This window comes from Ruegeria sp. BC2, from assembly GCF_056539245.1.
Genome location: NZ_JBQFUQ010000001.1, coordinates 1,550,902 through 1,572,536, shown reverse-complemented (window position 1 = coordinate 1,572,536; position 21,635 = coordinate 1,550,902). Strand labels below are relative to the sequence as shown.

At 61.5% G+C, this 21,635-nt stretch carries 20 protein-coding genes; 15 read left to right on the top strand and 5 right to left on the bottom strand.

What is annotated here, in order from left to right; all coding sequences use genetic code 11:
- Positions 1-39: 39 nt before the first annotated feature.
- Together ACR0CU_RS07755 and ACR0CU_RS07750 are read right to left on the bottom strand one after the other, a co-directional pair.
- On the bottom strand, positions 40-3,816 hold the full coding sequence (locus ACR0CU_RS07755; RefSeq protein WP_480642772.1) for an efflux RND transporter permease subunit: 3,777 nt from the start codon (positions 3,814-3,816) through the stop codon (positions 40-42).
- Positions 3,813-5,039 (bottom strand): efflux RND transporter periplasmic adaptor subunit, encoded by a 1,227-nt coding sequence (locus ACR0CU_RS07750; protein WP_170446556.1) that lies wholly within the window; start codon positions 5,037-5,039, stop codon positions 3,813-3,815. The genes ACR0CU_RS07755 and ACR0CU_RS07750 overlap by 4 nt, the downstream gene beginning before the upstream one ends.
- Before the next feature lie 226 nt (positions 5,040-5,265).
- Between ACR0CU_RS07750 and ACR0CU_RS07745 the strand changes: the two genes are divergently transcribed.
- From ACR0CU_RS07745 to ACR0CU_RS07725, 5 genes are all read left to right on the top strand, one after another.
- On the top strand, positions 5,266-5,937 hold the full coding sequence (locus ACR0CU_RS07745) for a hypothetical protein (protein WP_170372297.1): 672 nt from the start codon (positions 5,266-5,268) through the stop codon (positions 5,935-5,937).
- A 46-nt stretch (positions 5,938-5,983) separates the two neighbouring features.
- The gene (locus ACR0CU_RS07740) at positions 5,984-7,306 is read left to right on the top strand and encodes a PQQ-like beta-propeller repeat protein (RefSeq protein ID WP_170446554.1); all 1,323 of its coding nucleotides are present in this window, start codon (positions 5,984-5,986) and stop codon (positions 7,304-7,306) included.
- 48 nt (positions 7,307-7,354) lie between these two features.
- Entirely contained in the window at positions 7,355-8,809 is a 1,455-nt protein-coding gene (gene der, locus ACR0CU_RS07735) for a ribosome biogenesis GTPase Der (RefSeq protein WP_170338000.1), read from the top strand.
- A 163-nt stretch (positions 8,810-8,972) separates the two neighbouring features.
- Complete coding sequence (locus ACR0CU_RS07730; RefSeq protein ID WP_480642769.1) at positions 8,973-9,959, top strand: fatty acid desaturase; 987 nt, start codon at positions 8,973-8,975, stop codon at positions 9,957-9,959.
- 90 nt (positions 9,960-10,049) lie between these two features.
- Complete coding sequence (locus ACR0CU_RS07725) at positions 10,050-10,580, top strand: helix-hairpin-helix domain-containing protein (RefSeq protein WP_480642767.1); 531 nt, start codon at positions 10,050-10,052, stop codon at positions 10,578-10,580.
- A 57-nt stretch (positions 10,581-10,637) separates the two neighbouring features.
- Here the strand turns inward: ACR0CU_RS07725 and serS are convergent, their stop codons facing one another.
- The gene (gene serS, locus ACR0CU_RS07720) at positions 10,638-11,930 is read right to left on the bottom strand and encodes a serine--tRNA ligase (protein WP_170338512.1); all 1,293 of its coding nucleotides are present in this window, start codon (positions 11,928-11,930) and stop codon (positions 10,638-10,640) included.
- An 85-nt stretch (positions 11,931-12,015) separates the two neighbouring features.
- A complete protein-coding gene (locus tag ACR0CU_RS07715; protein WP_480642765.1) occupies positions 12,016-13,677 on the bottom strand; it encodes a mechanosensitive ion channel family protein in 1,662 nt (553 codons plus the stop codon).
- Positions 13,678-13,880: 203 nt separating this feature from the next.
- Here ACR0CU_RS07715 and yajC point away from each other — a divergent pair, with 203 nt between their 5' ends.
- The 10 genes from yajC to ACR0CU_RS07665 all read left to right on the top strand — a co-directional run bounded on the left by yajC (position 13,881) and on the right by ACR0CU_RS07665 (position 20,816).
- Positions 13,881-14,168, top strand: a complete 288-nt coding sequence (yajC, locus tag ACR0CU_RS07710) for a preprotein translocase subunit YajC (protein WP_093962445.1) — start codon at positions 13,881-13,883, stop codon at positions 14,166-14,168.
- Positions 14,169-14,201: 33 nt separating this feature from the next.
- Positions 14,202-15,863 carry a protein translocase subunit SecD gene (gene secD / locus ACR0CU_RS07705; protein ID WP_480642763.1) on the top strand — a complete coding sequence of 554 codons (1,662 nt, stop codon included), beginning with the start codon at positions 14,202-14,204 and terminating at the stop codon, positions 15,861-15,863.
- A gap of 1 nt (position 15,864) precedes the next feature.
- Positions 15,865-16,833, top strand: a complete 969-nt coding sequence (gene secF / locus ACR0CU_RS07700; RefSeq protein WP_170366356.1) for a protein translocase subunit SecF — start codon at positions 15,865-15,867, stop codon at positions 16,831-16,833.
- Positions 16,826-17,572 (top strand): sulfite exporter TauE/SafE family protein, encoded by a 747-nt coding sequence (locus ACR0CU_RS07695; RefSeq protein WP_170338013.1) that lies wholly within the window; start codon positions 16,826-16,828, stop codon positions 17,570-17,572. Before secF ends, ACR0CU_RS07695 begins: the two co-directional genes overlap by 8 nt.
- Before the next feature lie 8 nt (positions 17,573-17,580).
- Positions 17,581-17,934 (top strand): Mth938-like domain-containing protein, encoded by a 354-nt coding sequence (locus tag ACR0CU_RS07690; protein ID WP_170338015.1) that lies wholly within the window; start codon positions 17,581-17,583, stop codon positions 17,932-17,934.
- Between the two features lie 94 nt (positions 17,935-18,028).
- Positions 18,029-18,643: a heme ABC exporter ATP-binding protein CcmA gene (gene ccmA, locus ACR0CU_RS07685; RefSeq protein WP_170358704.1), complete on the top strand. Its 615-nt coding sequence runs from the start codon at positions 18,029-18,031 to the stop codon at positions 18,641-18,643.
- Positions 18,640-19,296 carry a heme exporter protein CcmB gene (gene ccmB / locus ACR0CU_RS07680; protein WP_093962439.1) on the top strand — a complete coding sequence of 219 codons (657 nt, stop codon included), beginning with the start codon at positions 18,640-18,642 and terminating at the stop codon, positions 19,294-19,296. The genes ccmA and ccmB overlap by 4 nt, the downstream gene beginning before the upstream one ends.
- A gap of 59 nt (positions 19,297-19,355) precedes the next feature.
- Positions 19,356-20,129 (top strand): heme ABC transporter permease, encoded by a 774-nt coding sequence (locus ACR0CU_RS07675; protein ID WP_005982368.1) that lies wholly within the window; start codon positions 19,356-19,358, stop codon positions 20,127-20,129.
- Positions 20,126-20,284 (top strand): heme exporter protein CcmD, encoded by a 159-nt coding sequence (gene ccmD / locus ACR0CU_RS07670; protein WP_005982370.1) that lies wholly within the window; start codon positions 20,126-20,128, stop codon positions 20,282-20,284. The genes ACR0CU_RS07675 and ccmD overlap by 4 nt, the downstream gene beginning before the upstream one ends.
- Complete coding sequence (locus ACR0CU_RS07665) at positions 20,277-20,816, top strand: DsbE family thiol:disulfide interchange protein (protein WP_480642760.1); 540 nt, start codon at positions 20,277-20,279, stop codon at positions 20,814-20,816. The genes ccmD and ACR0CU_RS07665 overlap by 8 nt, the downstream gene beginning before the upstream one ends.
- Positions 20,817-20,824: 8 nt before the next feature.
- Here the strand turns inward: ACR0CU_RS07665 and ACR0CU_RS07660 are convergent, their stop codons facing one another.
- Positions 20,825-21,526, bottom strand: a complete 702-nt coding sequence (locus tag ACR0CU_RS07660; RefSeq protein ID WP_480642758.1) for an SDR family NAD(P)-dependent oxidoreductase — start codon at positions 21,524-21,526, stop codon at positions 20,825-20,827.
- Positions 21,527-21,635 lie beyond the last annotated feature (109 nt).

Here is a 21,635-nt window from a genome sequence, read left to right as displayed (position 1 = left end):
CAAATGAAAACGGGCCGGCTGTACCGGCCCGTTTTTTTGTTACTCCGCCGCTTTGAGCGGATGCCCCGGTGTGTCGCCCGGGCTTTCCTCGGCATCTGCAGCCTCATCCTCGGTCCAGACGATTTCCGTCGCCTGCATCCGGCGGGCCGAGTCTCCGATCGCCATATCCTGCGCGATCTGGCTGGAACGGCCGGCGGTCACGCGGGCCAACAGTTTGCCTAGCCATATGGCATAGGTGGTCACCCACACCCGCAACGCCAGGAACGAGGGCGTCACGATCAGCGTCAGAACCGTGGCGATCCCTAGGCCAAACACCACTGCCGTCGCCAGTTGCTTCCACCACAGCGCGGTGGGGCTGTCGATGGAATAGCCGCCGTTGATGAAATCCAGCGACAGGCCGAACATCATCGGTGTCAGGCCGGCCATCGTGGTCAGGGTGGTCAGCAGAACCGGACGGATCCGCGCCTCGGCCGTGCGCACGATGGCGTCGATCCGGGGCATGTAGCGGCTGTATTCCTGATAGGTGTCGATCAGAACGATGTTGTTGTTCACCACGATCCCCGCCAGCGCCACGATGCCGGTGCCGGTCATGATGATCGAGAAGGGCTGTTGCATCACCATCATCCCGATCAGCACCCCGGTGGTGGACAGAACCACCGCCAGCAGCACCAGCACCGAGTTGTAGAACGAGTTGAACTGCGCCAGCAGGATCACGAACATCAGACCCAGCGCGGCCAGAAAGGCGCTGGAGAGGAAGGCCTGGCTCTCGGCTTGGTCTTCCTGGTCTCCGGTCCATTCCCAGGTGATCGTGTTGGCAAAGGGCTGAGTGTCCAGCCACTCGGTCAGTACCGCGATCCGCTCGTTCGGGTTGATCAGCGTCAGGCGGGCGTCGCCGTCATCAATAGCGGCCTGCACCTCCTGCAAGCTGTCCGCACCGGTCAGCTGAACCAGAGTAAAGGCCGTACCATCGGCACCGTTGATCGTCGCACCTTCAGGTTCCGAGCCTTCGGTCACTTCGCGTACAACGGCCAGTCGCTGTTCTCCGTCCGGGGTGTCGATCACCACTTTGCTCAGACCGGACTCCACGTCGGCCTTGACGTCGTAATAGCGCTCTTGATCCACACGGTTGATTTCGGCCAGCTTTGCCACCGGTTTGCGGGTGATGAAGTTCGACAAGGGCACCAGCCCGTCCGGAGTACGCACCTTGAGCGTATCCAACGTGGACAGGACCCGATCCTGATCGGGCAAGCGGACGCGGATCTCGATCTCTTCATCCACGCTTTCGGGGCGCATTTCGCCCAGCAGGATGCCACGAGTCACCAACTGCACCATCGCACCCACGGTTGCCACGTCTGCCCCGAACCGGCCGGCCTTGGCCACGTCGACGTCGATCTGCCAGTCGATACCCGGCAAGGGCAGGGTGTCCTCGATCTTGATCAGGCCCGGGGTGTTTTCGAACACCTCGCGCGCGGTCAGCGTCGCGCGGGTCAGGTCATCCCAGTTGTCGCCCTTGATCCGCAGGTGCACGGGCTTAGCCGAGGCCGGACCTTGTTCCAGCGGCAGGATCTCGACAACGAAACCCGGCAGCTTGGCCAGTTCGGCGTTCAACTGCTCGATCACGAAATCGCCGTCATACTCGGGCGCGACGGTGTGCTTGTCGAACAATCCGCCTGCGACAGGTTCTGACACGTTCGGGCGATCCTCCCACGGGATGATCTCGAACTGCACGCGGCCCACCGTGTCCGCCGGAGCCTGCGCCCCACCGTTGTTCTGGTTCAGGCCGCCTTCACCGGCGAACGAGAACACGTTGATCACTGCCGGATGCTGGCTGATCACCTGTTCGGCCTCGAAAACCAGCGCGTCCTTTTCGGCCAGCGACAGGTTGCCCCGTGCGCGGACATAGGCGGTGGCCTGTTCCGGCTCGCTTTCGACGAAGAATTCAACACCGCGGTTGTTCTGACCGTACATGGTCATCACCGTCATCACCGCAAAGCCTACTGCCACGATCGAGACGATCGGCATGATCGGATTTCCGACCAAGAACTTGATGACATAACCGAAGGGCGTATGTTCCTTGGCCGTGTGGACACGTTCGTCCGGCTTGCGCTCGAGCCGGGCTGCGCTCAGCGTGACCGATCCGGCGAAGGCGCCGAACAGGAACAGAACCGCGCCCAGCAAGAACCCACCGCCTGCGCCTTCCGGCAGCAGATACGTGGGGTTCAGCAGCTGCATTGCGCCCAGGAAGATCATGTAGACCGACGGCGGAACCAAGACGGCACGCACCCACCACGGCGTCCGCGCGCGCAACCAATCCGAGCTGCGGTCGAACACGCGGCTCAACCGGCCCGAGACACCGCCCATCACCGGCAGGTAGATCAGCGCCACGATCAGCGAGGCCGACAGAACGAAGATCAGCGTGACCGGCAGCATCCCCATGAATTCACCCGGAATGCCCGGCCAGAACAGCATGGGCAGAAAGGCGCACAGCGTCGTAGCGGTTGACGAGACGATGGGCCAGAACATCCGCTGGGCTGCCTCGACATAGGCGTGCATCGGGCCGACGCCTTCCTTGATGCGTTTGTCGGCATACTCCACGACCACGATGGCGCCATCGACCAGCATCCCCACGGCCAGGATCAGGCCGAACATGACGATGTTCGAGATGCTGACCCCCATGATGGCCAGAAACGCGAAACACAACAGGAACGAGGTCGGAATCGCGAAGCCCACCAGCAGTGCCGCACGGGTACCCAGCGAAGCCAGTACCACGATCATCACAAGCGCGATGGCTGTCAGGACCGAACCTTCCAGCTGGCTGACCATCGAACCGACGATGCGGCTCTGGTCATTCGACGTGCCGACATTCACGGCAGCCTGCAGCTCGGCCGGCCACTTGGTCTCGGCCTTGGCGACAGTCTCTTTCACCTGGGCCACGGTGTCGATCAGGTTGAAACCCTTGCGTTTGACGACCTGCAGCGCCACGGTCGGTTCGCCGTTGAAGCGGGCGGTCCCTTCGCGGTCTTCGAAGGTGTAGTTGATCTCGGCCAGTTCGCCCAAAGTCACGACCCTGTCGCCATTGACCTTGATCGGCAGTCCGTAGACATCCTGTGCGGTCTTGAAGGACGAAGGAATCTTGACCGAAAACGCACCCTGTTCGGTCTCGACCTCACCAGCGGCGATCAGCTGGTTGTTGTTCTGAACGACGCTGATCAGTTCGGCCGCGGTGACGTTGTACGCCTCAAGCCGCAGCGGATCGATGACCACTTCCAGCATTTCATCGCGATTGCCGGCGATCCCGGCCTCAAGGACCGAATCCAGCGCCTCTAGCTCATCCTGGAGGTCCTTGGCGACCCGCGCCATCGTGCGTTCGGGCACGGCACCCGACAGGTTCACGATGACGATCGGGAATTCCGAGAAGTTGATCTCGGTCAGCGTGTATTGCTCGGCGCCTTCGGGAAAGTCGGCCTGTGCACTGTTCATCGCGTCGCGCACGTCAGCGGTAATGGCTGTCTTGTCCCAGCCAAAGTCGAACTCAAGCGCGATACCCGCATAGCCCTCGGCGGCGGTGGCGGTCATCTCTTTCAGGCCGTCCAGATCCGCAAGCTCGGTTTCCATCGGCTTGATCAGCAGGTTTTCACTGTCTTCGGCCGAAATGCCCGGAAACTGAACCGACACGAACAGGGCCGGAATCTCGATGTCCGGCTCGCCTTCTTTGGGCAGGCTGACATAGGCAAACCCGCCGATGATCAGCGAGATGGCAATGAATGCCAGAACCATTCGGGCCCTGTCGGCGGCCCAGCTGACTATGCCAGTCATTGGGAAACGTCCTTGTAGGTGGGCGCTACGACCACACCGGCGGTCACGAACTCTTGTCCGACCACGATGATGTCTACGGTTTCCGCAAGACCGCCGACCCATACACCGTCGGCCGTGTCACGCAACAGGCGGATGGGTACGAAATCGACGACATTACCGGCTCCGACCGTCCGAACGCCCAGCTGACCTTCATTGTTCAGCGTCAACGCCGATTGCGGCAGCAAGTGAGCCTTGGCGCCTTCGGCCGCGATGCGGATACTTGCGGTCTGCCCGTCCCGGATCAGAAGCTCGGGGTTCGGAACGGTGATTTCCACCTCGAACGTGCGGGTGGTGTCGTCCGCCGAGCGGCTGAGGAAGGTCACACGGCCCTCGACCTGCAATCCGGTCACCAATTGTGCCTGCGCCGGAGCGCCGACGGTGACACGGTTCACTTCGGTTTCGGGAACAAAGCCGACCAGCTTGATCGGATCAAGCTGGATCACGGTTGCGCACAGCGATCCGGGCTGCATCAGGCTGCCCAATTCGGCGGCATCGCTTTCCAGAAGGCCCTGAAACGGGGCCTCGATGGTGATGCGATCCAATTCCAGTTCGGCAGCCGAAACCGCCGCTTCCGCAGCCTCGATGCCCGCCTCCGTAGCCTTCAACTCGGCCTCGGCCGCCTTGATACCGGCCTTTGCGGTACTCATCTCGGCCTCGGCCGCGATCCGCCGGGTTTCGGAGCCGAAGCCAGTTTCCGACAGTTTGCGGGCTGCAATCAGGTTTATTTCGGCCTCGGCAACGCGCGCATGCGCTTCCTCCAGCCGTGCTTCGGCTTCGGGCACACGGCTTTCCGCCTCCAGCTTGGCCGCCTTGGCTTGGGCAAGCTGTGCCGGGCGTGAGCCGGGATCCAATTCGCACAGCAGATCGCCGGCCTCGACGAAGGTGCCCTTACGCTTGGGTTCCGAAATGACGGTTGACGTGGTTTCCGCCAGAACTTCGACCTGACGGATTGCTTTGGTTTCACCGCGCAGCAAAACCGCGCTGTCGATTTCGCGCGCAGTGGAGCGCAACGCAACAACCCCAACGGCCTGCACGGCCGAGGCGTCGTTCGCCTCAGCGCCAGCGTCAGACTGGCTCGCAGCATCTTCGCGACCGGCAAATGCAAACAGGGCATCGCGCTCGAAAACCACGAAATACAATGCAACGATGACCAATGCGGCGTTGACGAGGGATATCAATCGCATGCCGTCATTCTCCTTAAAATATTATGTCCGCACAAATGCCGATGAGCACGCAATGACATGGGGGCGTGCGTGCGCGAAGTCCATACTGAACTGAATAGTTCGGTTTGTTTTTTTTCGCAAGAGCGCCCTGACGCTGAGCAATTGTGCATTTCGGGTACTTGGCTTGCTGATGGCGCCGGGGTATGACATGGCGCCAGAAAGCTGAATGCAACGCCCGGGGGCAGGAATGAGCGACGTCGACAGTTTCATTGATGAGGTCACCGAAGAGGTGCGCCGCGACCGGCTCTACCTGCAGCTGCGTCGATGGGGCTGGGTCGGTGTTCTGGCCGTTGTTCTGATCGTGGGCGGTGCGGCTTTCAATGAATACCGCAAGGCGCGCGACGCCAGTCAGGCCCAGAAGCTGGGCGACGATATTCTGGCCGCGATGCAGCTGAACGACGCTTCCGCACGTGCGGATGCGTTGGCGCAGGTCACGGCCAATTCGGCCGGCGAGCAGGCTGTTTTGGGCTTTCTCCTCTCGGGCGCATTGTCCGAGTCGGGATCGGCCGAAGAGGCGGTTGAACAGCTGAATGCGATTGCAGTTCAGGGTGACCTGCCGGAAATCTACCGCTCGATCGCTGCCTTCAAGGCCCTGTTGTTGCAGTCCGAAACCATGCCCGCCGCCGAGCGCCGGCAACAGTTCGAGGCGCTGGCCGCTCCGGGCGCGCCGCTGCGTCTGCTGGCAGAAGAACAACTGGCCCTGATCGACCTCACCGATGGCGACACTCAGGCCGCGCTGGAACGTCTGCAGGCCATCCGTCAGGATGCAGAGGTCAGTGCCGACATCCAGCAGCGTGCAACCCAATTGATCGTCGCGCTGGGCGGAACGCCCGAACCGATCACCGCACAGCAGGGTTGATACGCGGCCCATTTCAGTGAACCAATACAGGCGAGTTCGGAGTTTCATGGCAAAAAGACTATTTTCCCGATTTGGTTTGCCGGTCGCAGCCCTGGCGCTGGCGGCGCTGAGCGCCTGCGAGGAACCCGAAGTGATCCTGCCGGGCGAGCGTGAAGACATCCGCCCGGCCCAGGATCTGGAAACCGTTCAGACAACCGGTGCCAAACCGATCAGCCTGCCGGCCGCAAAGCGCAACGCCGAATGGGCGCAGAGCCCGGGAACCGCGGCTTTCCGTACCACCAACGCGGCGCTCAGCCCCGCGCCGCAGCGCATCTGGTCAACCTCGATCGGGGCCGGCGACGGGCGCAAACAAAGGATCACCGCTGATCCGGTCGTCGCAGGTGGGCTGATCTACACCCTGGACGCGGCGGCTACCGTTTCTGCGATCTCTCCTCAGGGGCAACTGGTCTGGAGCACAAGCCTGGTCCCCGCCACGGATGGCGAAGAGCAGGCAACCGGGGGCGGCATCGCCTATGCAGACAACACGTTGTACGTTTCGTCCGGTTTCGGCCGTCTGACCGCTCTGGATGCGCGCACCGGCGGTATTCGCTGGCAAAAGAAACTGAACGCGACCGGTAGCGGAGCGCCGCTGGTATCTGGCGGCCTGCTTTACCTTGTGGCGGGGGATCAGACTGGCTGGGCGGTTGATGCAAAGGACGGGCGCATTGCCTGGCAGATCGAGGGCACGCCCAGCGTCGGCAATGTCCTGGGAGCTCCGGCGCCGGTATTGGCGAACGAGTTTGCAGTCTTTGCGTTTGGGTCCGGTGATGTGGCGGCCGCTTTCCGCAAAGGCGGTATCCGTCGCTGGAACGCGTCGGTCGCCGGCGGCCGCAGGGGGCGGGCCGCAGCGCAGATCGTGGATGTGACGGGCGGCCCGATCGTATCCGGAAATTCGATCTACATCGGCAACCACTCAGGACGCACGGTCGCCTTCGACGCCAGCTCGGGCGAACGGATCTGGACCGCTTTCGAAGGCGCGGTCGATACCGTCTGGCCGGTCGGCAACAGCGTATTCCTGATCAGCGACCGCAGCCAGTTGGTGCGGTTGGACGTATCAGACGGGTCTGTGGTCTGGGCCATCGACCTGCCGGGCTTCGTCAAGGACAAGCCCAACCGTCGCGGACCGATCTTTGCGCATTACGGCCCCATCATGGCGGGTGGACGCATCGTCATCGGCTCGAACGACGGTTATCTGCGGTTCTACAACCCTGTCGACGGCACGCTGGTGCATCAGGTCGAGGTTCCGGGCGGGGCGACAACGGCACCGGTGGTTGCGAACCAGACCCTCTACGTGGTTTCGACCAAAGGGCAACTGCACGCTTTCCGTTGACGACGAGATGCGTTAAAGGGCGCGTCTGAGTCTTGAAAGTTGAGTATCATGTCTTTGACCCTCGCCATCGTGGGGCGCCCCAATGTGGGCAAATCCACCCTGTTCAATCGCCTTGTGGGCAAGCGCCTTGCGCTGGTGGACGACCAGCCCGGCGTTACCCGCGATCTGCGTGAGGGTGAAGGGCGGCTGGGTGACCTGCGCTTTACCGTGATCGACACGGCCGGGCTGGAGGATGCCACCGACGACAGCCTGCAGGGCCGGATGCGGCGCCTGACCGAGCGTGCCGTGGACATGGCCGATGTCTGCCTGTTCATGATCGACGCCCGTGTGGGCCTGACCCCGACCGACGAGATGTTTGCCGAGATCCTTCGCAAGCGGTCCAAGCATGTGATCCTGGCGGCCAACAAGGCCGAGGGGGCGGCGGCGGATGCCGGTGTTCTCGAGGCGTACAACCTGGGTCTGGGCGAGCCGATCCGCCTTTCGGGCGAGCATGGCGAAGGCATGACTGACCTTTATGCGGCGTTGATGCCTTTGGCTGACGCCATGGAAGAAAAGCAGCCAGAGGACGTTCCGCAAACGGATATCGATCTGGACGAGGATGGGGAAACCGAAGGCGAAGCCCCTGCAATTACGCCGGACAAGCCGCTGCAGGTGGCCGTTGTCGGGCGTCCGAATGCGGGCAAGTCCACGCTGATCAACAAGATCCTGGGTGAAGATCGTCTTCTGACCGGTCCCGAGGCCGGCATTACCCGTGACGCCATCAGTCTGAAGTTGGACTGGGGTGGCACCCCCATGCGCATCTTTGACACCGCCGGTATGCGCAAAAAGGCCAAGGTACAGGAAAAGCTCGAGAAACTCTCGGTGTCGGACGGCCTGCGCGCCGTCAAGTTCGCCGAAGTCGTGGTTGTCCTGCTGGATGCGGCGATCCCGTTCGAGCAGCAGGACCTGCGTATTGCCGATCTGGCCGAGCGTGAAGGCCGTGCCGTGGTGATCGCGGTGAACAAGTGGGATGTCGAGGATAACAAGCAGGAGAAGCTGCGCGAGCTCAAAACCTCGTTCGAACGTCTGCTTCCCCAACTGCGCGGCGCACCTCTGGTGACCGTGTCGGCCAAGACGGGCAGGGGCTTGGAGCGGCTGCGTGATGCGATCCTGCGCGCCCACGATGTCTGGAACCGTCGGGTTCCCACCGCGGCCCTGAACCGCTGGCTGACCGCCATGTTGGAGCAGCACCCACCGCCAGCCCCCCAGGGGCGCAGGATCAAGCTGCGCTATATGACTCAGGCAAAGACGCGCCCGCCGGGTTTTGTCGTCATGTGCTCGCACCCGGACAAGATGCCGGAAAGCTACTCGCGGTATCTGGTCAACGGTCTGCGCGAGGATTTCGACATGCCCGGAACCCCGATCCGGCTGACGCTGCGCGGGCAGGGGGACAAGAACCCCTACAAGGGGCGCCGCAAGAAAAACGCGGGTGCGCTGGCCAAACATCTCAAGGGCAAGGCGTAACTGCGCCAATTTTCAGCATTTTCGGGCTTGGGGCGTGACAGCCCCCAAGCATCGCGCTAGCATTCGCATGCGTGCATTCATTTCGCGCGCGATTTGCGCGTGCCTGTGACGTGCAAAATTTCGCAAGGACTATTGAACCGGACCATCGTGGGGAGCGGGCTGGATGGACCTGAGAGAATATACGAGACAGTACGCGGTGCAGGACAATCGGCTGGCCGCGCTCAGCTATTTCGGGACGTTCGTGGTGTATTTCGCATCGCTGACGCTGGCGATCGTCTATGTGGATCAGTGGTCCATCATGATCCCGGCCGGGATCGTGTTCGCCTTTTCGGCAGTGCGTCTCTATGTTCTTCAGCATGATTGCGGTCATCATTCGCTGTTCGAAACCCGACGGCAGAATGAATGGGCTGGCCACGTGCTGTCGCCGTTCACCTTCGCTCCTTTCGAAGTGATGAAACAGAACCACAATCTGCATCACGCGGGCATCGGCAATCTCGAACATCGGGAGACCGGGGAAATCAACACGATGACCTTGCGGGAATGGAATGAAGCGGATTGGAAAACCCGTCTGTTCTACAGGCTTTACCGCAATCCCTTCATCCTGGTGCCGGTCGGGGCCCTGTTCACCTATTTCATCCGCTATCGCTGGCCCAAAAACACGGTGCGGTTCGGCGTTCGTGGGGTCGTGCTGCACAACTTGTCCATCGTGGTTTTCCTCGGGCTGTTGTATTGGATTGCTGGCATGACAGGCATACTCGTCTGGCTGGCCTTCTCGTTTCTCGGCGGAATGCTGGGTGTGTTTCTGGTGTATCTTCAGCACAATTTCGAGGACACCTACTGGGATCGCCGCCCGGATCTGGACCCGCAACTGGCGGCGCTTCAGGGTTCGTCAGCGCTGGATTTCGGATGGTGGTTCGATAACGCGGTCGCCTGCATCACGCTGCATGACATCCACCATTTCAATGCCCGCATCCCGTCCTACCGGTTGCGCGCCTGTCACTACAACCTGCCACCCGAATACACACCCCGCCGGATAAATTTTCCCGAGGCGGTGGCCGCGCTGAACCTGAAGCTGTGGGATGAAGATGCCAAGCGGCTGGTTCCCTTTCCGCGACAGGGTGAAACCGGTGAGCTGGCCCGGGGCAGTTAAAGGCGGTTCTCCAAAGGTTGTGCAGACCGAGGCCTTGTCTTGCCGCCTACCGGACGTAGTTTTTAAGTTGGATCGTTTAGGAGTTTTGGAATGACAGCGGTGATCAAGGTTCGCGGCATCGGAGAAGCACTTGGCCGCGCTCTCAACGACAATGGCTTCAAGACGGCCGAGGACCTGGCCAAGGCCAAACCGGCTGCGCTGGTCGCCGTTCCCGGTATCGGAGCGCGCCGGGCGCCCGGATTGATCGCCGCCGCCAAACAGGCCACGTCCGGCGCGGCACCCGTGGCCAAGACCCGCCCACCGAAGGCCCCAGCGCGGAAGGCGGCGCAACCTCGGGCCTCAGCTGCTGCGCGCAAGGCCCATGCAGAAGCCAAGGTGGCAGCCGAGAAAGCCGAAGCAGAGGCCAAGGCCCGAAAGAAGGCCAAGGCCAAAGCCAAGGCCGAAAAAGCCGCGAAGAAAAAGAATGAGATGGAAGCGGCGATCTCGAAGGCGAAGGAAAAGATAAAATCCAAGGCCAAGTCGAAAAAAGACAAGAAATCCAAGAAGGAAAAAGAGAAGGCCGGCGGTAAGTCCAAGAAAGACAAAAAGGACAAGAAGGCCAAGAAAAAGGCAAAGAAGTAGTCACTTCTTTGCCTTGATCTGAAGCAATGCGGTCGCGGCTGGGGTGACCGCCAAAGGTTACGCCAGCGTTCCGTCAGCCTGCAGGGTCAGCTTGCCGCCAAGATACGGCGAAAGAACCTCGGGCAAGGTCACGGTGCCATCGGCGTTCTGGCCGTTTTCCAGAACCGCAATCAAACAGCGACCCACAGCCAGGCCCGATCCGTTCAGCGTGTGCACGAATTCAGGTTTGCCCCCACCTTCAGGCCGGAAGCGCGCATTCATGCGACGGGCCTGGAAATCTCCGCAGGTCGAAACCGAGCTGATCTCGCGATAGGTGTTCTGGCCGGGCAGCCAGGCCTCGATGTCGAAGGTCCGGCGCGCGCCAAACCCCATGTCGCCGGTGCACAAGACGACGGTACGATAAGGAATGCCCAGCTTTTCCAGGATGCCTTCGGCACAGCGCAGCATGCGCTGCTGTTCGTCGTCCGATTTGTCGGGATGCGTGACCGAAACCATTTCGACCTTTTCGAACTGGTGCTGGCGCAGCATGCCGCGCGTGTCCTTGCCGGCCGAGCCCGCCTCGGAGCGGAAGCACAGCGAATGTGCCGTGTAGCGGCGCGGCAGATAGCTTTCCTCGATGACGCAATTGTTGACGATGTTGGTCAGCGACACCTCGGAGGTCGGGATCAGCCACCACCCCTCGCGGGTTTGGTAGCTGTCTTCGCCGAACTTCGGCAGCTGGCCGGTGCCCTGCATCATCTCGGAGAGCACCAGAACCGGGCCGTTCACTTCGGTCAGACCGTTCTCGTTGGTATGCGTATCCAGCATGAACTGCGCGAGCGCCCGGTGAATGCGCGCCACACCGCCCGACAGCAGCACGAAACGAGATCCTGCCAGTTTGGCCGCGGTTTCGAAATCCATGCCGTTCTGAACCGAGGCGATCTCGAAGTGTTCTTTCGGTTCAAAGTCATAGTCCCGCGGCGTGCCCCAGCGTTTAACTTCGACATTGTCATTCTCGTCTTTGCCGTCGGGTACGTCCTCGGCCGGCAGGTTCGGGATGCGAACCAACTGGTCAGTCAGAAGGGCGTCGATATCCTTAGCCTCGGTCTGCATACGGGCGATTTCGGCCTTTTTCTCGGCCACAAGTGCCCGAAGACGCTGGAACTCGGCTTCGTCGCCGCGCGCCTTGGCTGCGCCGACTTCCTTGCTGGCCTTGTTCTGTTCGGCCTGCGCCGTTTCGGCTGCCAGGATCTTGGCCCGACGGCTTTCATCCAGGCGCAGCAGGTCTGACGATACCGGAGCTTCCCCCCGGCGCGCGAGCGCGGCGTCGAAAGCTGCTGGGTTTTCGCGAATTGCGCGGATGTCGTGCATAGGTCAGATCCTTGGCAAGTGAATCACTAGGGCCGCTTATGCACCATCTGACGGGCAGGGTGTAGCACCGGGTTGGAAAAACGGCCTAGTTGTCCGTGTCTTCAACCGCGTCATGTGCCAGTCGACCGTCCCAGGGATGGGTCGGGATCTTCGGCTCGGGCGGGTCGGCAACGTAAGATGGCGTCATGATCTGAACACCGTTCTCGTTGAACACGTCAACGATGTTGCGGTGCAGGTCGGACTTGATCCGCGGGATCGAGTTGCCACGGGTCGTGTAGGCGTTGATCTGGTAGTTGATCGCGTAATCGGCCAGCGCGGTCCACAGGACAAAGGGCTCGGGGCGGGCGCGAAGCCCATCGGTGCGACGGGCTGCCTCGATCAGCATGGCTTCGACCTTTTCGGGAGGCTCTTCATAGCCGATCCCGACCGTCGTGTGCAAAAGCAGGCCCTTGCCGTCGGTATGCTTGGAAAAATTGACCACGTCCGAGTTCATCAATTGGGCGTTGGGGATCGAGATCAGCTCGTTCTTGATGGACTTCAGGTGTGTTTCCATGAGTTTGATCTGCACCACATCACCGATGTGTTCACCGATCTGAATGCGGTCACCGATCGAGGTCGACCGGCGATAGATTACGAACAGTCCAGCCAGCATGTTGCTGACAACCGAGTTCGCGCCCAGCGAGAGCATTGCACCAACCAGGATGGTCAGACCCTGAAAGGCCGCCGAATCCGAGCCCGGAATGTAGGGAACCGCAAAGACAAGGGCGATCAGGATCACCACGACACGCGCGATATTGAACGTGGGATTGACCCAGTGTTTCTCGAAATCGCCCATGTCGAAAGTGCCGGCCTCGACCGCGTCGAAGAACACCCGCATGCCTTTGATGATGTACATCGTCACCCAGGCGATCAACGCCAGCATGATCATGTTCGGGATGTAGCTGAGGATACCCCGGAAGATCAGCAGAACCGGTTCGGTCAGGTAGGTCAGTAGCAGCTGCGCAAAGTACCGCGACTCGGCAAATGCCAGCAGGACGAACGACAGATAGTAATAGAAACCCAGAAAGAAGATGATCAGCAGGCCAAAATTCAGCCCGTATCGGATCAGTGCGGCAATCGCCTCGGCCTGTACACTTTTCGCGGTGGCTTCCTCCACGTCCCTAAGGTATCGCCGGACAAAGATCAGCGTGCGTCGCCGAATGCGCCTGTGCAGCCACAGGATCACCAGGACGAAGACGATGAACCCCAACGTCCACGCCGCCGCTTCGATCGCACCTGACACACGCGCCTCGTCCGTGCGGTTTGCCCGGTAAGCCATGATCGCGTCCCGGATGGCGTCGCCATGCAAGACCGTCAGGACGCTCAGTTCCATTTGCTCCAGCTCGGCATCGGCCTCGGTGACGATGGTGACCATCTGACCGTCCGCCAGAATGCGGGTGCCTATCTCGGTGTCCTGATAGGTGATGTCGACATCCGTGGCATCCGAGGATTCGGCGACCTTGATGATCGCGTCCTGAATGTTCTCGGCCCTTTCCGGCGCGGGCAGGGCGCTGGAGCCTCGAATGTGGAACAAGGTGTCGCCGTCAACGATGACCGGAGCCATGAAGGTCTCGGCGGCGGCGCTGTCGGCTTCGGGTCCGTCCTGCGGGGCATCCTGCGCCATGACAGGCACCGAAAAGGCCCAAGCCGCAAACAGCATGGACAGCAAAACACCCAATGGAAATGGGGCCTTGACGATACTCCGCATGGGTCCTCCCTGACTTTGACTATACCCAAAGCCCCGCACCATCCTAGTGGATATCTGCGGTGTAATTCATCATCTTCGGGGATCGTGACACTGTTGCACGGCATGCCAAGTCGGCCATCGCTTGCAAAGGTTGATTTCAAGGCATAGTTTCCCGGCAAATTCGCGGTGCTCACTCCGCGACCCCAAGAAAAAAGGAATGTCCCATGGAAGGTGGCGCAATCGCCCAGTTTCTCCCGCTCATCCTGATCTTCGCGATCATGTACTTCCTGCTGATCCGTCCGCAGCAGAAGAAGATGAAGGAACATCAGGCCATGGTCGAGGCAGTGCGCCGCGGCGATCAGGTTGTCACTCAGGGTGGCCTCATCGGCAAAGTGTCGAAGGTCAAGGAAGGCGAAAACGAGATCGAGGTCGAGATCGCGGATGGTGTCCGGGTTCGTGTGGTCAAGTCGACCATCGCTCAGGTGCTGAACAAGACAGAACCTGCGAAGTAATTTCGCGTCGCAACTTCCTGAAAAGGCAGGGTAATGCTGCAAATTGACACCTGGAAACGGGTCCTGATCTGGCTGGTCTGCGTGGTTGGCCTGCTGATGGCCCTGCCGAACGCGTTTTACACGCGGGTCGAACAATCGAACGACGCCAAGGCCGCCATCGAACTGGGCATCGACACGCCCGAGATGCAGGCGCAAGCGGGGCAATGGCCCGATTGGCTGCCGTCGTCATTGGTCAACCTGGGGCTTGATCTGCGCGGTGGGGCGCATCTGCTGGCCGAAGTTCAGGTTGGCGATGTCTACGAGACACGGATGGAGGCCATGTGGCCCGAAGTTCGTGACGCCCTGCGGGACGAGCGGGCGACGGTCGGAACCATCCGCCGCCAACCTTCGGCCCCGGATGAGATTCGTGTTCGCATCAGCCAGCCGGACGGGATGCCAAGCGCTCTGGAAGCGGTGCGCGGGCTGGCCCGTCAGGTGCAGACGCTGACCGGGGTCGGCGCCACGGATATCGAAGTCACCGCCGACGGCGACACCCTGATCGTAAAACTGTCCGAGGCAGAGAAACTGGCCTCGGATGATCGAACGGTGCGTCAGGCACTGGAAATCGTGCGCCGCCGGATCGACGAGGTGGGCACTCGTGAGCCGACCATCCAGCGTCAGGGCACCGACCGGATCCTGATTCAGGTGCCCGGGATCGGCAGTGCCAGCGAGTTGAAGGACATTATCGGTACCACGGCGCAACTGACCTTCAATCCGGTCGTGGCCCGCGGCACCGATCCGGACGTCGTGCCCGGCGTCGGTGAAGAGGTCGTGCCGTCGATCGACGAAAACGGCGTGTACTACACCATCGAATCCGCACCCGTCGTGACGGGCGAGGAATTGGTCGACGCGCAGCCTTCCTTCGATCAGAACGGACGCCCGGCGGTCAGCTTCCGGTTCAACACATCCGGCGCCCGCAAATTCGGCGATTACACCCGTGACAATATCGGTGCTCCGTTTGCGATTGTGCTGGATGACGAGGTGATCTCGGCCCCGGTGATCCAAAGCCATATCCCCGGCGGTTCCGGCATCATCACCGGCAACTTCACCGTCGAAGAAAGCACGAACCTTGCAGTTCTGCTGCGTGCAGGCGCGCTGCCGGCGGGTCTTGAGTTCCTCGAAGAACGTACGATCGGCCCCGAACTGGGCCAGGACAGCATCGACGCGGGTAAGGTTGCCACCACCGTCGCTTTTGCAGCAGTCTTGATCTTCATGGCGCTCAGCTATGGTCTTTTTGGCGTCTTCGCCAACATCGCTTTGCTGATTAACGTCGGGCTGATCTTTGGGCTGTTGTCACTGATTGGCGCGACATTGACGTTGCCGGGCATTGCCGGGATCGTGTTGACGGTCGGTATGGCGGTGGATGCCAATGTGCTGATCTTCGAACGTATCCGAGAAGAGCTGAAATCGGCCAAAGGCCCCGCTCGGGCAATCGACCTGGGCTATGAAAAGGCCCTGTCGGCCATTCTGGATGCCAACATCACGACCTTCATCACCGCCGTTATCCTGTTCGCTATCGGCAGCGGCCCGGTTCGCGGCTTTGCCATCACGCTTGGCTTGGGCATTCTGACGTCGGTCTTCACCGCGATCTTCGTGACGCGACTGATGATCATCATGTGGTTCGAACGGCGCCGCCCGAAAACGATCGAGGTTTGACATGAGACTGAAACTCGTACCCGAAAACACCTCGTTCGATTTCTTCAGCCGCTGGAAGGTCTGGCTGGGCATTTCGGGCCTGATGATGGTCATCGCATTCGCTTCGTTCATGCTCCAAGGTTTGAACTTCGGGATCGACTTCCGGGGCGGTACCACGATCCGGACCCAGAGCACGCAGGAATTGGATGTCGGTGTTTACCGCGACGCCATTGCGCCGCTGGGCCTCGGGGATGTCACCATCACCGAAATCTTCGACCCGACATTCGGGCCTGATGAGAACGTGGCCATGATCCGCATTCAAGCGCAGGACGGTGCCGAATCTGTCACGGCCGAAACCATCGCGGCAGTCGAAGGCGCCTTGCAGGCGGTAGTCCCAGATATCCAGTTCGTTTCGGTGGAATCCGTGGGCCCGAAAGTATCGGGCGAGCTGATCCAAACAGCCGTGATTGCTGTGGTTCTGGCGATCGGAGCGGTGCTGGTCTACATCTGGCTGCGGTTCGAATGGCAGTTCGCGCTGGGGGCGGTCGCCGCGCTGGTGCATGACGTGTTGCTGACGATCGGTATTTTTTCCGAGCTGCAGATCCGCTTCGACCTCGCGATTATCGCCGCGCTTCTGACAATCGTCGGTTACTCGCTGAACGATACCGTGGTCGTATTCGACCGGGTGCGTGAGAACCTGCGTAAATACAAGAAGAAGGACCTGAAAGAGGTGCTGAACCTCTCGATCAATGAAACGCTCAGCCGAACCGTCATGACCTCGGTCACCACGTTGCTGGCGCTTGTCTCGCTGTATGTGCTCGGCGGTGACGTGATCCGCGGGTTCGTCTTCGCGATGATCTGGGGCGTGATCGTAGGAACCTATTCGTCGGTTTTCGTGGCCTCGACCATCCTGCTGTGGCTGGGGGTCAAACGCGATTGGTCCAAGCCATCGAACACGGCCGGCAACCAGTTTGCCAATATTGATGCCTGATGTGTTCGGCCAATCCCCAACGGGATTGGCCGTCATCATTTTTGCAGCCCTCGCGGGTGGAATCGTTCGAGGGTTTTCCGGGTTCGGCACCGCGCTGATCTTTCTGCCGCTGTCGACGCCTTATCTTGGTCCGTTCGGGGCTTTGATCGCGTTGACCTGCATGGATGTCTTCGGGCCACTTCCCAATCTGCGCCGCGCCTGGGTTGATGTCGACAAACGCGATCTCGTGCGACTTGTCGTCGGGTGTGCACTTTTGCTGCCGGTCGGACTGTCGATATTGACCCGAGTCCAGCCTGAGGTTTTTCGCTACGCCGTCAGCCTCGTGACCCTGTTCATGCTGGTCGTGCTGATTTCGGGGCTGCGGTACAACGGCGAAGTCCGGCGCAACATGGTAACTGCCATCGGCGCTGCGGCCGGCTTTTTGGGGGGCGTTGCAGGCATCCCGGGTCCGGCGGTAATCCTGTTCTACATGTCTCGCCCGTTGCCTGTGGCAGTTGTTCGGGCCACGATCCTGCTGTTCCTTCTGGCCTTTGATTTTCTGATCTTCGGATATCTCGCTGCGTTCGGGCAATTGACCTGGTCAACGGTTGGGTTGGGGCTGGCGCTTGCCGTTCCGAATCTGGCAGGAAATTGGCTGGGCGGCTGGATGTTTCAGCCTGCCAGGGAACGGGTCTACCGCGTGATCGCGTATGCAGTCATCGCTGCTGCGGCCTTGTCGGGCTTGCCGCTTTGGGGATAGAAGATCACATGCGTCTGAACGAGATCACATATACCAACGCAGTTCCGATTGATGGCTATGGGCCGGGATTCTTCCGGATAGGCGGCGAGGTTCACGAAGGCAGTGTTCTGACAGGCCCCGGAGGGACCGGACCTTGGGGCGGTTTTGCGGACAGCGAGAGCCTTCTAGGGCTGGCCAATCAGGTTGACGTTCTGTTCATCGGCACCGGCGCTGATCTTTCTCACATACCATCTGATTTGCGGTCGACCCTCGAAGAGGCCGGCATCGGGGTCGAGATCATGAACTCGCCCGCCGCCTGCCGCACCTACAACGTGCTTTTGTCCGAGGGGCGCCGCATCGCTCTGGCCCTGTTGCCGGTCTGACCGCTTCATCTGGCCCCTCACATCCCGCCCCGCCAAAAGGCCCTGCGGCAAATCCGTCCTTTTTCCCCCGCAACCAATCGGATAAGCGGGTCTCATGACACTGACCGTGACCGACCTTGCCATCGCCCGAGGGGGTGTGCCCGTGCTCGAAGGCCTCAGTTTCGCGCTGCCCCCGGGCAAGGCGCTGATCCTGCGCGGCCCGAACGGGATCGGCAAGACCACCCTTCTGCGCACGCTGGCCGGTCTGCAACCGCCGCTCTCGGGCCGGATCGAGGGCGCCGAAGACCGGATCGCCTATGCCGCCCATTCCGACGGGCTGAAACCCACCCTGACCGTGACCGAGAACCTGACCTTCTGGGCCTCGGTCTTTGGCACGCGTGACATACAGCCGGCGCTGGAGGCCTTCGCCCTGAACGAACTGGCCGATCGTCACGCAGGCAACCTGTCGGCGGGCCAGAAACGCCGGCTGGGTCTGGCCCGAATGCTGGTGACCGGCCGACCGATCTGGATGCTGGACGAACCCACCGTGTCACTGGACAAGACCGCCGTGGCAATGTTCGCCGATGCAGTGCGGGCGCATCTGGGGCAGGGCGGCTCGGCCCTGATTGCCACCCATATCGACCTGGGTCTCGATGGTGAGGTCCTGGATGTCGGCCCCAACAAGGCGCGCCCGAAGGCGCTGGATGACTTCGACGGAGGCTTCCTGTGATCGCCCTGCTGTTGCGTGACCTGAAACTGTCCTTCCGCGCGGGCGGAGGGTTCGGCCTCGGGCTGGCCTTCTTCCTGATCGTCACCGTTCTGGTGCCGTTTTCGGTGGGTCCGCAATCCTCGCTGTTGGCGACCATCGCGCCGGGGGTGCTGTGGCTGGGCGCATTGCTGGCCTGCCTGCTGTCGCTGGATCGCCTGCTGGCACTGGATTGGGAGGATGGGTCGCTCGATCTGCTGGCCACCGCGCCGCTGCCGCTGGAATCGGTGGTCACGATCAAGGCGCTGGCGCATTGGATCACCACCGGCCTGCCGCTGGTGCTGGCCGCGCCGGTGCTGGGTGTGCTGCTGAACCTGCCCGGCCCCGGTTTTGGCTGGCTGGTCGTCTCGCTGCTGATCGGAACGCCCGCGCTCAGCGTGATCGGCACCTTTGGCGCAGCCCTGACCGTGGGGCTCAAGCGCGGCGGCCTGCTGCTGTCGCTGCTGGTGCTGCCGCTATATGTGCCCACGCTGATCTTCGGGGCCGAGGTCGCGCGCCGTGGTGCCACCGGGATGGAGGTCCAGACCCCGCTGCTGATGCTGGCCGGGATCACCGCCGCCACGGTCGCCCTTCTGCCTTTTGCCAGCGCGGCGGTGCTGCGCATCAACCTCAGATGATTGGGGCACGTTGACCGATGTCAATTGAGAACGCCCCCGACTCGGACTAGATAAGGCCCATGTCGATAGCAGCCAAAGCCAACGCCCTGTGGGAATACGCCAACCCGCGCAAGTTCCTCGCCACCAGCGAGCGGGTCCTGCCGTTCTTCTGGATAAGCTCGGCCCTGTTTCTGGTCGTCGGGCTGGTGTGGGGGTTCTTCTTCACGCCGGATGACTACAAGCAGGGGTCGACCGTCAAGATCATCTACCTGCATGTGCCATCGGCGCTGATGGCCATCAACTGCTGGCTGATGATGCTGGTCACCTCGCTGGTCTGGCTGGTGCGCAGGCACCATGTCAGCGCCCTTGCCGCACGCGCCGCAGCGCCGATCGGCATCGTGATGACCCTGATCGCGCTGGCCACCGGCGCCATCTGGGGGCAGCCCATGTGGGGCACCTGGTGGGCCTGGGATCCGCGCCTGACCTCGTTCCTGATCCTGTTCCTGTTCTATCTGGGCTATATCGCCCTGTGGGAGGCGATCGAAGATCCCGACACGGCGGCGGACCTGACCTCGGTCCTGTGCATCGTGGGGTCGGTCTTTGCAATCCTCAGCCGCTATGCGGTGAATTTCTGGAACCAGGGTCTGCATCAGGGCGCATCGGTGATGCGCGCAGGGGCGATCACCGGCACGGACACCACCGAGAAGGTCAGCAACGTGTTCTTCTACCCGCTGCTGACCTGCATCATCGGCTTCGTGCTGCTGTTCATCGCGCTGGTCCTGTACCGGACCGGAACCGAAATCCGCGCGCGGCGCATCAAAGCGCTGCTGGCACGGGAAAGGGTAAACGGATGATGCCTGATCTGGGAAAATACGCCGAAACGGTTCTGTCCTCCTACGCGGCCTCGATCGTTTTGCTGGTGGCACTGGTGGTTTTCAGCATCCTGCGTGGTCGCAAGGTCCGGGCCGAGATGGAAAAGATCGAACAGAGGATGTCGCGCAATGGCTAAGATCTCGCCGTTGATGATTGCACCACCACTGATTTTCGGCGCCTTTGCAGTGCTGGCGGCCATCGGCATGTTCCGCGAAGATCCCAACGCGCTGCCCTCGGCCCGCGAAGGCCAGCCAGCGCCGCCCGTTGTCCTGACCGAGTTTCCGGGGAAACAGGGGTTCGACGATGCAACCCTGCGCGACGGCCAGGTCAAGCTGGTGAACTATTGGGCCAGCTGGTGTGCCCCCTGCCGTGCCGAGCATCCCAACCTCGAGAAACTGGCGCAGGAAGGCATTCCGGTCTACGGCATCAACTACAAAGACAAACTGGCGAATGCCGATGCGTTCCTGGCTGAGCTGGGCGATCCCTACGCCGCCATCGGGCGCGATGAAAATGGCCGCATGGGGTTGGACTGGGGCGTCTACGGCGTGCCCGAGACCTATGTGATCGACGGTGACGGCACGATCATCCTGCGGTTTGCCGGCCCGATCACCCAGCGCGTGATCGAGAGCACTATCCGACCCGCATTGGAAAAAGCCGCCGCGCAGTAACGCCGGGGTTAAAGGCGATACCCGCCAGAGACGGTCAGCACCTCTCCGGTGATGAAGGACGCGTCTTCGGATGCTAGAAAGCGAACTGCGCGCGCTATGTCCTCGGGTATCCCAACACGCCCCAGCGCTGTGTTCTGAACGAACAGGTCGGTCAGATCGTCGGGCCTTGGGGCTTCGGGGATGTTGATCGCTCCGGGAGCCACCGCGTTGACGCGAATGCCGTTCGGGCCCAATTCTTTCGCCATGGCGCGGGTCCACAAGTTCAGCGCGGCCTTGCTGGCCCCATAGGTCGCGGCATCGCGCGGGGGAAGTTCGGCGTTGACTGATGAGATACTGACGATCGACGCTCCCCGCTGCAGGTGAGGCAACGCGGCAGCCAGCAGCGCGGCCGGAACCAGCAGGTTGAGGTCAAGAATGGCGTGGTGGTCCGTTCGGCTGAAGCTGTCCTTCGGCGTGGCCTGAACCAACCCGGCATTGTTGATGATCACATCCAGCCGGCCGAACCGGTCGATGACGCGGCGCACCACGTCTTCGGGCTGACCTTCTTGCGTGAGATCACTGTGCAGGGTCAGGGCCGGTCGGTCATCGGGCAAGGGCTGCGGTTCGGTCTTGTGCCACGCCAGGGCGACGCGATGATCCACGGCCAGATCAACCGCGATGGCCCGGCCGATTCCGCGAGCACCACCAGTTATCAAGGCAACTTTTTCCATGCCCTCAGCAGACCGCTTATCTGCACGGAACACAACGCGATAGTGGCAGACCTGAAACGAAAAAGGGCGCCCGTCCGGGGCGCCCTTGCGTTCTTGGCTTTGTGCCGGC

What these genes read in the sequence shown, in the direction of transcription:
- ACR0CU_RS07755 (WP_480642772.1), bottom strand. Translation starts at nt 3,816, where the DNA reads ATGACTGGCATAGTCAGCTGGGCCGCCGACAGGGCCCGAATGGTTCTG.
- ACR0CU_RS07750 (WP_170446556.1), bottom strand. Translation starts at nt 5,039, where the DNA reads ATGCGATTGATATCCCTCGTCAACGCCGCATTGGTCATCGTTGCATTG.
- ACR0CU_RS07745 (WP_170372297.1), top strand. Translation starts at nt 5,266, where the DNA reads ATGAGCGACGTCGACAGTTTCATTGATGAGGTCACCGAAGAGGTGCGC.
- ACR0CU_RS07740 (WP_170446554.1), top strand. Translation starts at nt 5,984, where the DNA reads ATGGCAAAAAGACTATTTTCCCGATTTGGTTTGCCGGTCGCAGCCCTG.
- der (WP_170338000.1), top strand. Translation starts at nt 7,355, where the DNA reads ATGTCTTTGACCCTCGCCATCGTGGGGCGCCCCAATGTGGGCAAATCC.
- ACR0CU_RS07730 (WP_480642769.1), top strand. Translation starts at nt 8,973, where the DNA reads ATGGACCTGAGAGAATATACGAGACAGTACGCGGTGCAGGACAATCGG.
- ACR0CU_RS07725 (WP_480642767.1), top strand. Translation starts at nt 10,050, where the DNA reads ATGACAGCGGTGATCAAGGTTCGCGGCATCGGAGAAGCACTTGGCCGC.
- serS (WP_170338512.1), bottom strand. Translation starts at nt 11,930, where the DNA reads ATGCACGACATCCGCGCAATTCGCGAAAACCCAGCAGCTTTCGACGCC.
- ACR0CU_RS07715 (WP_480642765.1), bottom strand. Translation starts at nt 13,677, where the DNA reads ATGCGGAGTATCGTCAAGGCCCCATTTCCATTGGGTGTTTTGCTGTCC.
- yajC (WP_093962445.1), top strand. Translation starts at nt 13,881, where the DNA reads ATGGAAGGTGGCGCAATCGCCCAGTTTCTCCCGCTCATCCTGATCTTC.
- secD (WP_480642763.1), top strand. Translation starts at nt 14,202, where the DNA reads ATGCTGCAAATTGACACCTGGAAACGGGTCCTGATCTGGCTGGTCTGC.
- secF (WP_170366356.1), top strand. Translation starts at nt 15,865, where the DNA reads ATGAGACTGAAACTCGTACCCGAAAACACCTCGTTCGATTTCTTCAGC.
- ACR0CU_RS07695 (WP_170338013.1), top strand. Translation starts at nt 16,826, where the DNA reads ATGCCTGATGTGTTCGGCCAATCCCCAACGGGATTGGCCGTCATCATT.
- ACR0CU_RS07690 (WP_170338015.1), top strand. Translation starts at nt 17,581, where the DNA reads ATGCGTCTGAACGAGATCACATATACCAACGCAGTTCCGATTGATGGC.
- ccmA (WP_170358704.1), top strand. Translation starts at nt 18,029, where the DNA reads ATGACACTGACCGTGACCGACCTTGCCATCGCCCGAGGGGGTGTGCCC.
- ACR0CU_RS07675 (WP_005982368.1), top strand. Translation starts at nt 19,356, where the DNA reads ATGTCGATAGCAGCCAAAGCCAACGCCCTGTGGGAATACGCCAACCCG.
- ccmD (WP_005982370.1), top strand. Translation starts at nt 20,126, where the DNA reads ATGATGCCTGATCTGGGAAAATACGCCGAAACGGTTCTGTCCTCCTAC.
- ACR0CU_RS07665 (WP_480642760.1), top strand. Translation starts at nt 20,277, where the DNA reads ATGGCTAAGATCTCGCCGTTGATGATTGCACCACCACTGATTTTCGGC.
- ACR0CU_RS07660 (WP_480642758.1), bottom strand. Translation starts at nt 21,526, where the DNA reads ATGGAAAAAGTTGCCTTGATAACTGGTGGTGCTCGCGGAATCGGCCGG.